Annotated in this window: 17 protein-coding genes and 1 riboswitch; of the genes, 11 read left to right on the top strand and 6 right to left on the bottom strand. The window is 70.0% G+C overall.

From position 1 onward, the window contains the following. Nucleotides 1–289 precede the first annotated feature (289 nt). Both BFV98_RS30235 and BFV98_RS30240 read left to right on the top strand, forming a co-directional pair. The gene (locus BFV98_RS30235; protein ID WP_082171187.1) at nucleotides 290–652 is read left to right on the top strand and encodes a BlaI/MecI/CopY family transcriptional regulator; all 363 of its coding nucleotides are present in this window, start codon (nucleotides 290–292) and stop codon (nucleotides 650–652) included. Further along, nucleotides 649–1572: a M56 family metallopeptidase gene (locus BFV98_RS30240; protein ID WP_030271533.1), complete on the top strand. Its 924-nt coding sequence runs from the start codon at nucleotides 649–651 to the stop codon at nucleotides 1570–1572. The genes BFV98_RS30235 and BFV98_RS30240 overlap by 4 nt, the downstream gene beginning before the upstream one ends. A 37-nt stretch (nucleotides 1573–1609) precedes the next feature. On the opposite strand, the gene BFV98_RS30245 is transcribed toward BFV98_RS30240, so the two are convergent. Beyond that, a complete protein-coding gene (locus BFV98_RS30245; RefSeq protein ID WP_047890777.1) occupies nucleotides 1610–1903 on the bottom strand; it encodes a glutaredoxin family protein in 294 nt (97 codons plus the stop codon). Nucleotides 1904–1989: 86 nt separating this feature from the next. Further along, nucleotides 1990–2274 (bottom strand): heavy-metal-associated domain-containing protein, encoded by a 285-nt coding sequence (locus tag BFV98_RS30250; protein WP_036310742.1) that lies wholly within the window; start codon nucleotides 2272–2274, stop codon nucleotides 1990–1992. A 242-nt stretch (nucleotides 2275–2516) separates the two neighbouring features. Between BFV98_RS30250 and BFV98_RS30255 the strand changes: the two genes are divergently transcribed. Further along, entirely contained in the window at nucleotides 2517–3938 is a 1422-nt protein-coding gene (locus BFV98_RS30255; RefSeq protein ID WP_030271537.1) for an MFS transporter, read from the top strand. Nucleotides 3939–4084: 146 nt separating this feature from the next. Here the strand turns inward: BFV98_RS30255 and BFV98_RS30260 are convergent, their stop codons facing one another. Beyond that, the gene (locus BFV98_RS30260; protein WP_030271539.1) at nucleotides 4085–5599 is read right to left on the bottom strand and encodes a copper resistance CopC/CopD family protein; all 1515 of its coding nucleotides are present in this window, start codon (nucleotides 5597–5599) and stop codon (nucleotides 4085–4087) included. 330 nt (nucleotides 5600–5929) lie between these two features. Further along, nucleotides 5930–6202 carry a hypothetical protein gene (locus BFV98_RS32095; RefSeq protein ID WP_135241034.1) on the bottom strand — a complete coding sequence of 91 codons (273 nt, stop codon included), beginning with the start codon at nucleotides 6200–6202 and terminating at the stop codon, nucleotides 5930–5932. Between the two features lie 391 nt (nucleotides 6203–6593). Continuing rightward, nucleotides 6594–6734: riboswitch (cyclic di-AMP (ydaO/yuaA leader) on the top strand. A gap of 209 nt (nucleotides 6735–6943) precedes the next feature. On the opposite strand from BFV98_RS32095, the gene BFV98_RS30265 reads away from it, so the two are divergent. Beyond that, nucleotides 6944–7744, top strand: a complete 801-nt coding sequence (locus BFV98_RS30265) for a C39 family peptidase (RefSeq protein WP_036310744.1) — start codon at nucleotides 6944–6946, stop codon at nucleotides 7742–7744. Nucleotides 7745–8161: 417 nt separating this feature from the next. Here the strand turns inward: BFV98_RS30265 and BFV98_RS32850 are convergent, their stop codons facing one another. Continuing rightward, nucleotides 8162–8497, bottom strand: a complete 336-nt coding sequence (locus tag BFV98_RS32850) for a zinc ribbon domain-containing protein (protein WP_230650663.1) — start codon at nucleotides 8495–8497, stop codon at nucleotides 8162–8164. Nucleotides 8498–8508: 11 nt separating this feature from the next. Between BFV98_RS32850 and BFV98_RS32855 the strand changes: the two genes are divergently transcribed. From BFV98_RS32855 to ccsB, 4 genes are all read left to right on the top strand, one after another. Beyond that, nucleotides 8509–8973: a hypothetical protein gene (locus BFV98_RS32855; protein WP_225319833.1), complete on the top strand. Its 465-nt coding sequence runs from the start codon at nucleotides 8509–8511 to the stop codon at nucleotides 8971–8973. 213 nt (nucleotides 8974–9186) lie between these two features. Beyond that, entirely contained in the window at nucleotides 9187–9618 is a 432-nt protein-coding gene (locus tag BFV98_RS30270) for a hypothetical protein (protein WP_030271542.1), read from the top strand. 159 nt (nucleotides 9619–9777) lie between these two features. Beyond that, nucleotides 9778–10005, top strand: a complete 228-nt coding sequence (locus BFV98_RS31695) for a cation transporter (RefSeq protein ID WP_082171188.1) — start codon at nucleotides 9778–9780, stop codon at nucleotides 10003–10005. Between the two features lie 68 nt (nucleotides 10006–10073). Next, nucleotides 10074–11003, top strand: a complete 930-nt coding sequence (ccsB, locus tag BFV98_RS30275) for a c-type cytochrome biogenesis protein CcsB (protein WP_030271546.1) — start codon at nucleotides 10074–10076, stop codon at nucleotides 11001–11003. A 14-nt stretch (nucleotides 11004–11017) separates the two neighbouring features. On the opposite strand, the gene BFV98_RS30280 is transcribed toward ccsB, so the two are convergent. Next, a complete protein-coding gene (locus BFV98_RS30280; protein WP_123111663.1) occupies nucleotides 11018–11560 on the bottom strand; it encodes a hypothetical protein in 543 nt (180 codons plus the stop codon). 71 nt (nucleotides 11561–11631) lie between these two features. Here BFV98_RS30280 and BFV98_RS30285 point away from each other — a divergent pair, with 71 nt between their 5' ends. The 3 genes from BFV98_RS30285 to BFV98_RS30295 all read left to right on the top strand — a co-directional run bounded on the left by BFV98_RS30285 (nucleotide 11632) and on the right by BFV98_RS30295 (nucleotide 14149). Beyond that, on the top strand, nucleotides 11632–12075 hold the full coding sequence (locus BFV98_RS30285) for a hypothetical protein (RefSeq protein WP_030271549.1): 444 nt from the start codon (nucleotides 11632–11634) through the stop codon (nucleotides 12073–12075). A 622-nt stretch (nucleotides 12076–12697) separates the two neighbouring features. Next, nucleotides 12698–13171, top strand: a complete 474-nt coding sequence (locus BFV98_RS30290; RefSeq protein WP_167796919.1) for a PH domain-containing protein — start codon at nucleotides 12698–12700, stop codon at nucleotides 13169–13171. A gap of 63 nt (nucleotides 13172–13234) precedes the next feature. Beyond that, a complete protein-coding gene (locus BFV98_RS30295; protein WP_030271552.1) occupies nucleotides 13235–14149 on the top strand; it encodes a cation diffusion facilitator family transporter in 915 nt (304 codons plus the stop codon). The last annotated feature ends 71 nt before the right edge of the window (nucleotides 14150–14220 follow it).

A 14220-nucleotide genomic window follows, 5' to 3' on the forward strand; every position in this document is an offset into this window, starting at 1 on the left:
GCGGCGGCCAGCAGTTTATTGCGCATTCCAGCTCCTCTGGGAGTGCCGTGGAGGGTGGGTACGGCATCGACTCGGGTCACTTCATACGCCTGCCCTGGCGGGGGTGGAACCTTGCGGAACGCAACCTTTCCGCCGTCTGCAAATATGGACCATCGTCGAGGTCGTTCTGGCCGGGCCGCGCGCTCCTGAGGTATCGGGCCTCTGTGCTCGCCAGCCCTCACGGTCCCGGTGCGCCTTGCTGGCCTGGCGGGTCGCCCCGCGTACCCTTGCGGGCACGAAGGGAGCGCACGTGGCAGAGCTGGGCAGACTCGAGGCGGCGGTCATGGACGTCCTGTGGCGGGCCGGCCAACCTCTGCTGGTCAGAGAGGTCCTCGACGCACTGACCACCGACCGCGCTCTGGCCTACACGACGGTTCTCACCGTGCTCGACAACCTGCACCGCAAGGGTTGGGCGGCGCGTGCGAAGGATGGCAAGGCCTACCGTTATCGCCCAGCCGGCAGCCGGGAGGAAATCGCCGCTCGCACGCTGCGTCAGGTGCTCGAGACCAGCACGGACCCCGACCTGGTGCTTCTGCATTTCGCCAGGTCGGCCTCGGATCGGGAACTGCACATCATCAAGCAGGTGCTCCACGAGCGGGAGCCCGGGGCGTGAGCGTCGCGCTGGCACTGGTCGCCGGTGTCGTGGCCGCCGCCTGGTGGGGGCCCGTCGCGTTGCGATTCTGCTTCCGCCACGTTGCTGACCCGGTCGCCGTGCTGCTCGGCTGGCTCGGGCTGCTCGTCGCCGTGACGGCCACCTTCGGCGTCGCCGTCGCCGTGTTGCTCGCCCCGGGCGCTGCCCACGAGTGGGCACTGCATGACCTCGCCCGACTGTGTTGGCACTGGGCGCGGCCCAGCCGTCCCCCGGCCCTCGGCGAGGTCCTCGGCGGGGCGGGCGCTCTGGCCATGGTCGCGGCATTCACGAAGTTCGCCGCGTCCTGCGTCCGCCGCGCCCGGACGGCCGGTCGCGCCCGGCGCGTGCACGGGGATCTGCTGGCTCTCTCCGGCGGCGCGGCCGAGCCCGGTGACGGGGCGGTGCTGTGGATCCCACACCCCACCCCGTTGGCGTACAGCCTCGGCGGGGCCGGCGGGTTGACTGTGCTCGCCAGCTGTACCCGAGATCTGCCGGCGGATCAGCTCGCCGCGGTGCTGAGCCACGAGCGCGCCCATCTGCGCGAGCGCCACCACCTGCTGGTATCCGCCGTGGAAGGGCTTGCATCGGCCGTTCCCTGGCTGCCGCTGACGCGGGAAGCACCCGCCGCCGTCCGTCTGCTAGTCGAGCTGCGTGCGGACGCTGCGGCCGTCCGGGAGTGCGGCCATGCGGCCGTGCGCAATGCGCTCTTGAGCTTCGCTGGTGCGCCCCATCCGCCGTCCGCCCTGTCGATGGCCGGGGGAGAAGTGGGAGTCCGGTTGCAGCGGCTTCAGTCGCGTACCCCGCACGGCCGCAATCTTGCGACCCGGACCGCGTTCGCTGCGGCCGCCCTCGGGGCGCCCGTGGGCATCGGCATGCTCGCCGCGGTCCTCACCTGTCTCTAGACGGCCGCCGCGCACTCTGACGCGTGGGATGGAAGCGTCAGCCGGCGAGGCCACCGGTTTCATGGCCGCTGCTGGTCAGGTGGGCACGCAGTTGGTCGTCGGTGGGCTCGACCAGGAATTTGCCGTCCGGCCACACCAGGGTGGGAATGCGACGTTGCCCCTGCTGCAGGCCACGGATCAGGTCCGCCGCAGCCTGGTCCTCATCGACGTCGACGTACACGTACGGGATGCGGGCGGCGTCGAGCAGGGCGCGGCTGCGTCGCACGTCGGGACACCAGCCGGTGCCGTACACGACGAGCTCATCGGGGCGGGAACGATCGTTGACGGTCAACTCGGTCTCCTCGTCGCCGGGACGGATGGCAAGGCGGCATCCCTGGGCGCCAACCGGTGCCCCAGGGATGCGAGATGCCCCGCGGGTCAGTCCACGAGCTGGTAGCCGGCCCGCTGCACGACCGCGCGGACCTCGGCGGTGTCCAACGGGTTCTCGCTGAGAACGGTGATGGTGCCCGCGGCCACGTCGGCCTGGACGTCGGTCACGCCGGCGATCTCGGAGACGTGCCCGGTCACCTTCTTGGCGCAGCCGCCGCAGGTCATGCCGGACACCTGGTAGGTGCTCCGGGCGCCGCTGCCGGTGCCCTGGGCCGCCGGGGCGCTGTCGATCGTGATGGTGCCGCAGCCGCAGCTGGCTTCATTGCCGCACATGGGATCTCCTCGGTGTCGCAGACGATGGCGTGACGGTGCGCAAGGTCCGTCCGTCGACGGTCGGCTGTGCGCCGGCCCGCAGGCGTTTGAATATACCCCTCCCCGGTATGCCCCTCAAGACCTCGACCGATCCGTGTGCTTACCCTGGCATGTCATCCGGATCACTTGACGACAGGTACCGGTGGGGGGTACAAAATTGCCGCTACCCATACCCCCTAGGGGTAAGAAAAGGAGTGATCACGATGTCATCCGGATCGAAGCGCTGGTGGGCCCTCGGACTCATCGCCCTCGCCCAGTTCATGGTCATCATGGACACCTCGATCATCGGCGTCGCGCTACCACGCATACAGGCGGATCTGGGTTTCTCACCGGAGAGCCTGTCCTGGGTCTTCAACGCCTACGTCGTCGCGTTCGGCGGCCTGCTCCTGCTCGGCGGCCGGCTGTCCGACCTGTTCGGCGCCAAGCGGATGTTCGCCGCCGGCTGGGGTGTCCTGCTCATCGGCTCCGCCGCCGCGGGCCTGGCCGGCAGCGTCACGGTCGAACTGGCCGCCCGCGCCGTACAGGGAGCCGGTGCGGCGCTGATCGCCCCGTCGGCGCTGACGCTGCTGATGATGCTCTTCGGCGCCGAACCCAGGGAACTCACCCGGGCCCTCGCCCTCTACGGCGCGGCGGCACCCGCCGGTGGCACCGCGGGCGTCTTCCTCGGCGGCGTCATCACCGAATACCTCAGCTGGCCGTGGGTCTTCTACATCAACATTCCCATCGCCGCGCTCGCGCTGCTGGCCACCCCGGCCCTGATGCCCGCCGGCGGTACCCGCCGCGGTTCGCTGGACGTGCTCGGCGCCCTCACGGTCACCATCGGTCTCGGCGCCGCGGTGTACGGCATCGTCCGCGCCCCCGAGGTGGGCTGGGCCTCTGGGCAGACCTGGCTGGTGCTCGCCGGAGCCGTGGTCGCCCTCGCGGCGTTCGTCGCCATCCAGGCGGCCCGCCGGGAGCCGCTGATGCGGCTGTCGATCTTCCGGGCGCCGAACCTCGCCGCCGCCAACGTCGCCCAACTTCTGCTCGGTGCGGCGTGGATCCCGATGTGGTTCTTCCTCAACCTCTACCTGCAGCAGGTCCTCGGCTACAGCGCCTTCCCCAGCGGCGCGGCACTGCTGCCGATGACCATCCTCATCATGATCGGCATGATCGCGCTCGCCCCGCGCGCCATCGCCCGCTTCGGCCCGAAGCCCATGGTGGTCACCGGCCTCGCGGTCCTCGCCGTCGGACTCGGCTGGCTCGCGTTGGTCCGCCCCGACGGCAGCTTCACCGTTGACGTGCTGCCGGCCTCGCTGGTCGCGGCGCTGGGTATGTCGCTGGCGTTCATCCCGTCGCTCGGTACGGCGATCTCCAGCGCCCGCCCCGAGGAGGGCGGACTCGCCTCCGGCATCGTCAACACCGGCTACCAGGTCGGCTCCGCGCTCGGCCTGGCCGCGATGACCGCGGTCGCCTCCGCCGCCGGCGCCGACCGGCTCGGCGATCTGCCCGCCCTCACCGACGGATACTCCGCCGCCTTCGTCGGCGCCGGGATCATCGCCGCCGCAGGCGCCCTCACCGCCGGTCTCACCCTCCGCGCGGCCAAGCGACAGCCTGTTAACGAGGCCGAGACAGTACCCGCGGCCTGACCGAATCCATCAACCGCCTGTCTGACGCCGGTGGATGAGTCTGATCCCGACTGATCCACCGGCGCATTCATACGATCAGCGCCCGACCCACGCGAGGCGGCCCTGGCGGTGAGGTGCCCTCGACTCCTGTCACGCGCTGCTGCCGACTACGTCTCGGCGTTGACGAGGATCGCGGTGACCAGCACGACGGCGACCATCAGCAACGCCTCGACCAGGACAGTGCGGCGTAGCTGATAAGTGGCGTCCATCGCGCGGTCATCCAGCCTGGGCACGACGCGCCGGCTGTTGTACAGCCCGACGAGGGCAACAGCCGCCACCAGGGCGACCTTGACGAGAAGCACCCGCCCCCAGTCGGTGGTCACGAGATGGCCCGGCCGTTCCAGGATCAGCAGGGTCAACGCGACGCCAGCGACACCCGTGAGCGCTACCGCGGCGGTGGCCGGTATGGAGAATCGCACCGCCATTTCGGCGGCACCCGTCGGTACGCCGAGGCGGGCGCGGCTCAGCAACAGGGCAGCCAGGAGAAGAACTCCGCCGACCCACACCGCGGCGGCAATGGTGTGGGCGAAATCGGCCGCCACGACGACGGCCCGAGGTTCCGCGGTGACGGTGTGCCCATCGACCAGAAAGGAACCCAGCAGCAGTGCCACGGTGACCGCCATGAGCACAGGCCGCACCGGTCGCGCTCGCACCCGCTGAACGCCGTCGCCGGCCGCGCTGACGGCGGCAGCCGTCACCAGGTTCCGGGAGTCGGTGGGTATCGCTGCGACGGTCGGAACGGAGTGACGCCCGACCGCGTGCCGGCCCCGAATCAGCGCCGCTTCGAGTGAACCGGACACGAGCAGACCGGCCGCACCGGTGAGTCGCAGGACCAGGCCGGCGGCCACCGGTGTCTGGCTGAGGGCGGTCACCGACGAGGCGCTGGCCGCCGAGGCGAAGGTGCCCTGCTCGCTGAAGACCGCCGCGAGTGCAACCAGCTCAAAGGCCGCTCCAGCCGCCACCGCCAGCCCCGCCGTCCGCACCCAGATCTGCACCACCCGGATGTCACTGCGTGTGCCGACCAGTGTGGTCAACGCGAAGACAAGACCACCGACACCGAGCAGGATCGCCCCGTAGGAAAGCCAACGCCCGACGGCGCCGACAAACCGCACCGGCGCCTGTTCCGCGTCGGCGGTGTGGCCAACAGCGTGTCCTCCCGCGTGTGCCGACGGCGAAGCCGGGGGCACACCTGGCCCACCATGGCCGGCATGTCCGTGCGGGCTGGCTGTTGCCTGGGGTTTAGCGGCCGTTCCGGGCGTCGGGGGAGGCGAGGCCACCGTAAACGTGATGACACCCGTCAGGGGGTGGGCGTCCGGGGCCGCGACGCTCCATCGCAGCTTGAACGTGCCGGTGGTCAGGCGAGCGGTCGGGTGGACCAGCCACGTTCGGCCTCCGTCGGGCGTGTGGCTGGCGGCCGGTAGGCCGATGCCGTTGCCGTCGGAAAGCTTGAATCCCGCTCCTGTGGGCGTGCCGGCGGCGCTGAGCGTCAGCCGGATCTCCTGGACGGCGCCGTCGATCCGCGCGCCGTCGGCCGGAACGGCCCGGAGCAGCTTGAAATGTGCGGCCGCAGGGGAAGCGAACCCGAGGGCCACGATGAGGGCGGGAAACAGCGCCAGCCACACCCGAATTGCCCAGCGCGCGGCGCGACGTGCTGGCGACTGAGGACATGCGAGACCCGGCGATGCAGCAAGCAAGGTCAGGCCGCCCGGCGACGCCGCTGGAAAGGCACTGTTGATCCTTCCGCCAAGGAGGCGCGGGCCGGTGCCCACACATCGCTCCCACGTGGTGCGGTCGCCATCCTAGGTCAACTACTACCCGCCCTTAGTAGGGGCGGGTCAGCTTCGACGATCCAGAAAGTCAGGTTGGGGGAGAGCGCCAGCATGGTGGCATCGCCGACTCGCAACGGCGACGGACTGCGCCGGGAGTGGTGCGAGGCATTGCCGCGGTCCCGGTCAGCCGTGGTCGGGTCGCTCTGTGGCCCCGCGGTGACGGATTTTGAAGCGGGCCACCGCGATCAGCGCGACGATCATGCTCTCGTACGCGGTTCCCACTTGCTTCGCGCGGCGCGCGCCCAACCGTCGGCAGGGCGGCGATCCGGCCTTACGCCGCCCGCCGGGATTGGGTTGATTTTCGTCGAAGCCACGTCGACATTCGAACGTCGAGCTACCCGCGGTCTGCGCGGGCTGACTGCCGGGTGTCACGAGCGCCGCCAACTTCATCTCCATGAACGCCTGTGCGGTAACGGGGAGCTCGCACTGACTTGTGTCTGCGCGCGGCCTCGGCCCGTACCACCACTACCGCCGCTGCTGCCGGCCCGGGTTTGCTGAATTGTGACTGAAATTGGTGTGGGGCTACGTACGGCCGCCCAGGAAACGGCCATTCGGGTGAGTATGCGGCGATCGGCCAAGCAATTGAGCGCCAACAGCATTCCGATGTCCGGTTACGTCCCGAGGGTTCCGCTATAACTGCTCGTCCCATTGAGTGGCATGAGTAACTGGAGGTTCCGATCAGAGTAGCGATGTTCGAGGCTTATGCAGGTGGGAGCCCTTGGCATACGACGTACCCACCGGTAATGTCGGCGCGTCCGGTGCGGTTTCCGATCGCAAGTGGCGACGCCGCTCCGACCCGCCTAATCGTGATCTCATGAACCGGGGACCCAGGCAACACCGGGGTGAATCCGCGAGCCACGGCCCGCGGTAGGGCGTACTTCCCGCCCGAATCCGTCAGCTAACCCGGTAGGCGGCCACGGAAGGAGTGCCAGCCTCGTGCGAAACACCTCCCGATACTCCCCACGCCTCCACGGCATCGCGGTGCCGACACTCGCCTGACTGTGAGTCCCGGCAACTGCCCCCCAGCCCGGCCCACCGGGCGCTCCCCATCCCCGCGGCACCCCGCCCAGTCACAACGTGCGTGAGTTCCTCCGCGCGTCGGGCCGGCCTGTGCCGCTCCAGCCCGTGGAGGAACACATGAAGCACCACATGAAGCGTCAGCTGCGGCGTCTTGTGACCGAGCGCCCGTACAAGATCATCGCCGGCTCCGCCGCGGCGCTCGTGCTCGCCAGCGGCGTCGGCACGGCGCTGGCCGCCACCGATCACAACGCGCCCGTCCGCCAGGGGAACACCGCCGCCGGGCTGGCTCCGCGGCTCGGTGATGTCGCCACCCGCGGCGAGGCTCGCGTCGCCGCCGAGCCGTCGCCGTCAGCGAAGGACAGGGCCACGACCGACCCGGACGTGACCAAGAAGGCGAGGCCGAAGCCTCCGTCGACCAAGGTCCTCGACCACACCTACGAGGCGCAGACTGCCTACTGGAACTGCGGCCCGGCCGCTGTGCGCAACGCGCTCAGCGCGAGCGGCGTCGAGACCACCCAGGACGCGATGGTCGCCCCGCTGAACGCTGGCGAGAACGGCACCAACTCGGCGGAGGACACCACTCGCGGGCTCAACCAGATGGTCAAGGGCAACCCGTACCGGACGCACATGATCCCGGGCCAGGCCGCGACGCCGGCGCAGATCGACCAGCTCCAGGCCGACGTGGTCACCGCCATCACCGACGGCCGTGCCGTGGTCGCCAACACCGTCGGCTCCGCGACCGATACAGACGGCGGCTGGCACTCCTTCCCCGGCGGCCACTACATCGCCGTGGTCGGATATAAGGACGACGGCCGGACGGTGCGGATCGCCGACTCCGCCGACCCGAACATGGCCGCCTACTGGATGACCACCATCGACCTGGCGAACTGGATGGCCACCCGCGGCTACTCCGCCTGATCCCATCTCCGGCCCTCGGGCACCGGCTCGTTCGAGCCGGTGCCCGTCGCCTTTCGGTTCGCGCCCAGTAGCAGGCAGGACGGCACGTCGTGCGCCCTCTGGTATGGCTCAGCCGATCATCTTGTGCGGTCAGGTTAGGTGCCGCCCGACGCGGCGGGCAGGGGCGAACACGTACAGGTCCAGCATGCCGGGTGGGTTGGCCAGGCCGGGGCCGCCGGCGCGAAATCCGAACCAGCCCCTCTGTGGACTTTGGTGCGTCACCGATAACGGCATGACGCCGACACGGGAAACTCCATAGTGCCGCTCGCTGCTATAGGATTACGGCATGAGCACCCATGCTGAGCATGGGTGCCGTGACTTTGTGTCCGAATCCCTCGGACACAACATCTCCACATATTGATCATGGGTTGAACGGGCTCACTTGCCTGAGGCTCCTGTGGTCGGTGTACATCGTTCCTGATCGCAGATGATGCTGATCTTGTTTCTGTGCAGGAGCGCGGCCAGGTCATGCGGGTTCTGGGCGTCGCTGGCGAGGCCGGGATGTCCCATCAGTCGCGCGATGATGTGGTCTTCCCTGAGGTAGAGCATCTTGCGTCGGCCGTTGGTGGGCTGTTGGGTGCTGGTGTGGCCTTGGCGGCATCGGTAGCCCGGACGCTGGTTGATCCAGTGGGATTCCAGTCTTCGGCCGCATGGTGCGCAGCGCAGCAGGCCGGTGAACAGGTAGCGGCGGGCAGTCCCGTCGTGGCTGGCCACAACTGCACACCGTGCTGTTCGAGCAGGGGTGCCAGGTGCTGCAGCTGGTTGGCGGAGAATGCTCGTTCGTATTCGCCGACCACGATCGCGTCGAACCCACGGTGCGGATCGGGGAGCGCGGCCAGCAGCGCGGCGGCCTGCGGACGCTGCCGCCAGCCGCGGCGGCGCGAGCAGCCGGCATCGAAGTACTCGGCGACGATCAGCCCGTGACCGGCGACGAGTTCGCTGGCGCAGTCCCGCTGCCAGTGCCGGGACGTCACCCGGTCTTGATGCTCGATGGTCGACATCCGGCCGTAGAACGCAAACCGCAGACCACCCTGCCGCCGGACGCGCGGCTGCGCGCCGGCGTGCGGCTGGCTGTTGAGCCATCGGGTCATGGGATCCGCGGGATCGTCACTCTGGTGGTCCGACACGCCAACATTTCTACGAAGGATCTTCATGGTCGAGTCGGACAAAAAGTCCGCTGCGCTGGATGAAGGGCTGTCGGGCCGGAGCCGGTGGTAGCCGCCCGAACAAGGCGGTCCAGCTACGACCGCCCGATGCAGGCCGCGCCGACGAGTGGCCCACGGGACTTTCGAACGCGACGTGGTGACGCAGTGGTTCGCCGACCTTGAGATAAGCATCCGGGGCAGGACGGGAACCCGCACCCGCACGACGGCTGCGGCCGTGGAGTGTCGTAGTCTGCGCTGGTGACGTGGGACGGTCCGGCTGGTGCGATGCGCGGCTACCGCGCTGTCGCGGTGGCGGTCGTCGTCGCTGCGGTTCTGGTCCTGCACGCGCTGCAGTGCGCTAGGGGTCTGGACACTGCGACACCTTCGGCGGCTGCCAGTTCCACGACCTCCCTCGCTTCCTACGACGCGTCTGCGGCCCTGAACAGCCTCGCTGATGCCCTCGCCTCCGCCGATCCGGAGGCGACTGACGGGCATCATGCGCCGGCAGATGGCGGGAGCGTGGCCGTGACGGCCTGCCTGCTGTTGCTGGTGATCGGCGGCGCTGTCGTACTGGGGGCATTCCAGCGCTGGGTCCGCCGGCTACCTGTTGGCCGGGGGCTGCGTCACCGGCCGGTGAGCCGGCCTGTGACGGTCCGGCTGCTGTCACTGTTGTGCGTGTCGCGGGTGTAGAACCGGTTTGCGGTTGTGAGCCCGTGGCGGTCCACGCGTCCTGATACGTGGCCGGCTGAGTAGCCGTCGCGGGCCTTCGTTCCTGCCGAGTCTGCCAAACGTGGTCCTGGCCAGTCGGCCAGCAAGCTCGGCTGTCCCTTCGTCGGGTCTGAGGATGCCGTGAACGACACCGTCACTTACATGCTGGCCGTGCGCGGGTTGTGCTGCGACCGTGCGGAGAGCGCAGTACGGCGAATTTTGGAAGATCTGCCGGGGGTGCATCGGGCGCACGTGTCCGCAGCAGCGGGCCGCGCGGTGGTGGACGCCGACCCGGTCGTCGTCACCGCTCCCGTGCTGACCGCGGCGCTCGCCGCGTCCGGCTATCCGTCCCGGCTGGAATCGCTCTGATCTCCGGCCCGCCCGCCGCCTCCTGATCGGGGCGTGCGGTAGCGGGTTGACTCATTCGTGGAGAGTCGATGGCTGCTCTATCTGACAATCTGTTCACTCTTGCTCTCCTCGGCCACCTCACGGCCGTGATCGCCTTTGCCGCGGCCCAGGTGGCACCGCGGCGGGTTGCCGTACCGGTTCCTGCGACGGTGCCTGCGGCTGCCGTCCCGACGATGGCTGCCGTGTCGCGCCGGGTTGCCATCGGGCGCGTCGTCGGCCTGGGCGCGGTCGGGGCGGCCGCGGCGGCGCAGGCCGGCAGCCTGGTCGCCCGGGCGGCCGCGGCGGGGCGCGTGCCGTGGGGAAACATGTACGAGTTCATCGTGGCGGTGACCCTGGTCGGGGTGCTCGCCTGGCTGGTCCTGGCGGTCCGGCGCCCCGCGTTGCGGCCACTGGGCCTGTACGTCGCGGTGTGCGCGTTGGTGCTGCTCGCCGCGGCGGGCCTGCACGTGTACACGCCGGCGGGTCCGCTGGTACCGGCGTTGCAGTCGGTGTGGCTGGCGGTGCACGTCAGCGCCGCCGCAATCGCGTCCGGGTTGTTCCTGATCGGGTTCGTCGCTGCCGTGGCCCTGCTGCTACGGGCGCGTTATGAGCGACGGGGCACGCCGAGATCGGGGGATCTGCGTGACACCTTGGCGGCGCGGCTGCCCGCGATGGCGGTGTGGCGGCGGCTGTCGTTCCGGATGCACGGGGCGGGCTTCCTGGTGTGGACCTTCGCGGTGATGGCCGGAGCGGTGTGGGCGGAGGCGGCGTGGGGCCGCTTCTGGGGCTGGGACCCGAAGGAGACGTGGGCGTTCATCTCCTGGGTGGTGTATGCGGCCTACCTGCACGCGAACGCGACCGCGAGTGTGCGGGCCACCACCGCGGCGTGGGTGGCGGTGGTGGGCTGGGCGACGATGATGTTCAACCTGTTCGCGGTGAACCTGGTGATCTCTGGTCTGCACTCCTACGCGGGGGCCTGAGCCGTGGTCAGCCGCTACTTGACGGGGTTTGCGCCGCGGCCCGCGGCGGTTGTCGCACCTGCGTGCGGCGCGGAGCTCTCCTCGTCGTGCGGCGCGGCGGCGGCCGAGAGCAGCCGGGCGAACAGCTGGGCGGTGCGGGCGCCGGTCATGCCGGTGCCCGTGAACCGGTGGGTCACCCCGTTGACGTGTTCGATCGTGACGGTGATGCCGCCGTTGGCCTGCTCACTGCGGGCCGCGCTGATGTCCCGTACGTGGATGGCGGAGCCGGGGTGGCGCTCGGCGCGCCAGAGCAGCACTGCGGCGACGGCTGCACCGATGCCGCCGGCGATGATCAGGCCGACTGTCGCGGCGGTGGCCCACAGGCCGACGGCCGGGCCGATCGCGTGGCCGACACCGATGGAGATGGCAGCGAGGCCGAGGCCGAGCATCACCGCTCCGGCGGACCAGTGCAGCAGCCTCCGCCAGCGGGTGGCGGCGGGGGTGATCCACACCGTGGTGTCGTCGGAGCGGAGGCTGGCGGTCTCGCCGGAGTCGAGCGCAACGGGGAACACCTTCACGCCGCTACCGTACGTCACGCAGAGAGAGGGCGGACAACATGCCTGGCTTCCCGAGCGGCTATCGTCGGGGCGTGTCGCCCTGGCTTCGTCCCCGCTGGCTCGTTGGCCACGTGCTCGTCGGTGTGGTCGCGGTGGTGTTCCTGCGGCTGGGCTGGTGGCAGTGGCAACACGCGCGGCAGGGCAACACCCTCAGCTACGGGTACGCGTTGCAGTGGCCGCTTTTTGCCGCCTTCGGGGTCTTCTTCTGGGTCAAGGTGGTGCGCGAGCGGTTGAGCCACGCCGACGTCCGACGGCAGGGGGGCAGGCCGCAGGCAGCGGTGCCGTCGCTGGGTCACAGCTGGCGCTTCGAGCGCAGCGACCCGGACGGCGCGGCGCCGGCGCGGATGACGCCCGCCGCTGTGACGCAGACCGACGCCCAGGATCCGCAGGTGGCCGCCTACGAGGACATGCTGCGGTGGCTCAACGACGACCCCCGCCGGCACGTCTCGGACTACCCGGGCTTCCAGGACCGCTAGACCTCGACACCTCGAACGCGCCGCTGCCGGCACGGTCCCGTCGCACCGGCGTCGATGACGGCTGCCGGCTCAGGCAAATGCCGCCAGCGGTCTCCGCGGCGCCGAGCCTGCTGACAGATGTCCGCATCGACACCGTGCCGCCACCACCGCGCCGCTGCGCAGACAACCACCTGCGGCCGCGCCTGTGCGAAGGTCGTCACTCCAGTGCCGTGAGGCGTCCCGCCGGCGGCTCCCGCCACGCTGCTCTCCGGCTGCCCGCGGACGCGGCCGCGCCCGATAGGCAGCTCCTGGCGTCGGGCCTCGCCTCGACGACCATGCGTGGTTCTGCCGGCCGCTGCTCGTCGAAGTCACGCCTCGACCGTCGGTCGCGGCCCACGCGTGGGCGTCCTCGACCGGTGGCGGACGAGCGCCGCTGCGGTGTGCTTCCGCCCGGCCCGCCTTGCCAGCCGACCGGCATGGCTAGCGACGGCCCGTGCGGCCGAACACCCGACGTTGACCACGAGGACCAGGAGGGTCTGTGAACATGAGTACGCCGGCGACAGCCGGGCACGACGATCCGGCGGCCGGGGACGTGACGGTGCGGCCGAGGCGGATACGGCAGATCAGCCTGGGCGCCGCAGCGGTGATCCTGGCGATCAACGTGTACGCGGGGCTCACCTTGAGTGGAACCACCTCCAACGGGGGAAAACTGTTTCCCGCCGACCGGTGGGCAGTCATCGGGGTCGGGGTGTTATTCACCGGGCTGACCCTGCTGCCGTGGCGGCTGCGGGTGCAGGCCGACGTCGAGCGGGTGCGGGTGCGCAACCTGCTCGGTGATGTCACCGTGCCGTGGCAGGTGGTGGAGCGGGTTCGGTTCGACCGCAAGGCGGTGTGGGCGTCGCTGGATCTGGTCAACGGCGACGTGGTGCCGCTGCTGAGCGTGCAGGTGATCGACCACGCGGACGCCGTCGCTGCCGTCAGACGTCTGCGAACCCTGCTCGCCGCCGCCCGGGCCATGGATGCGGACGGGGCCGGTTCCGTGGCGCCACCCGCCGAGGGCGGGCCCGCCGTTGAAGGGGCGGCCCCTGCTGCGGGGGATCGATCCACCTCCAGTTGAGTTGCACTTATTGCAATGTGAGCATATGTTGGCTCGGTCGGTCGACAGGAGGGGCAGCCGGGCATGGGCGAGGGACACGACCACGGGCAGCAGATCATGCGCGCCGGTGAGAAGCACCGGGGCCGGTTGTGGGCGGCGTTCGCCCTGCTGGTCGCTTTCATGCTGGTCGAGGCGGTCGCGGCGTGGTTGACCGGTTCGCTGGCGCTGCTGTCGGATGCCGGGCACATGTTCACCGACGTGCTCGGCATCGGCATGGCGCTGGCGGCGATCACCGCAGCCAGCAAGGCCTCTCACGACGGGCAGCGCACATTCGGGTTGTATCGGATGGAGGTCCTCGCCGCGCTGGCCAACGCGGTGCTGCTGTTCGGCGTCGCCATCTACGTGCTGGTGGAAGCGGTGCGCCGCTTCTCCGCGCCGCACGAGGTGCTGGCCGGGCCGATGCTGGTCGTCGCGGTGGCCGGCCTGGTGGCCAACATCGCGGCATTCTTCCTGCTGCGTTCAGGCTCGGAGGAGAGCCTGAACGTGCGCGGCGCCTACCTTGAGGTGCTCGGCGACCTGTTCACCTCGGTCGGCGTCATCGTCGCCGCTGGAATCATCGCCCTGACCGACTGGTGGTACGCCGACCCGATCATCGCGGTGGCGGTGGGCCTGTTCATCCTGCCCCGCACCTACAAGCTGGGCCGGGCCGCGGTGCGGGTGCTGGTGCAGGCCGCCCCGCCGCACCTGGACGTCGCGCAGGTCCGCGACGCCCTGGCCGCGGTCGACGGCGTCGCCGACGTGCACGACCTGCACGTCTGGACCCTGACCTCGGGGATGGAGGTCGCGTCGGCGCATCTGATCCTCGCTCGCGACAGTGACCTGGCGGGGGTCCTGGCCGCGTCCCGGCAGGTGTTGCACGATCGGTTCTCCATCGAGCACGCGACCCTGCAGGCCGAGCCGCAGGGCGCCGACGGCGTCTGCGACGCAAGCGGTTGGTGATGGTTTGTGGGGAACTTTCCGCTGCCTCTGCGCGACTATCTGAGGAATGACCCGCTAGCTGGGAGTCCGGC

Source organism: Micromonospora sp. WMMB235 (genome assembly GCF_001855515.1).
In the GTDB taxonomy this organism is placed as follows: Bacteria; Actinomycetota; Actinomycetes; order Mycobacteriales; family Micromonosporaceae; genus Micromonospora; species Micromonospora aurantiaca.

Coding starts and splice junctions, on each gene's coding strand:
- BFV98_RS30250 (WP_036310742.1), bottom strand. CDS start 2,274: ATGTGCGGCAATGAAGCCAGCTGCGGCTGCGGCACCATCACGATCGAC.
- BFV98_RS30265 (WP_036310744.1), top strand. CDS start 6,944: ATGAAGCACCACATGAAGCGTCAGCTGCGGCGTCTTGTGACCGAGCGC.
- ccsB (WP_030271546.1), top strand. CDS start 10,074: ATGGCTGCTCTATCTGACAATCTGTTCACTCTTGCTCTCCTCGGCCAC.
- BFV98_RS32095 (WP_135241034.1), bottom strand. CDS start 6,202: ATGGAGATGAAGTTGGCGGCGCTCGTGACACCCGGCAGTCAGCCCGCG.
- BFV98_RS30255 (WP_030271537.1), top strand. CDS start 2,517: ATGTCATCCGGATCGAAGCGCTGGTGGGCCCTCGGACTCATCGCCCTC.
- BFV98_RS30295 (WP_030271552.1), top strand. CDS start 13,235: ATGGGCGAGGGACACGACCACGGGCAGCAGATCATGCGCGCCGGTGAG.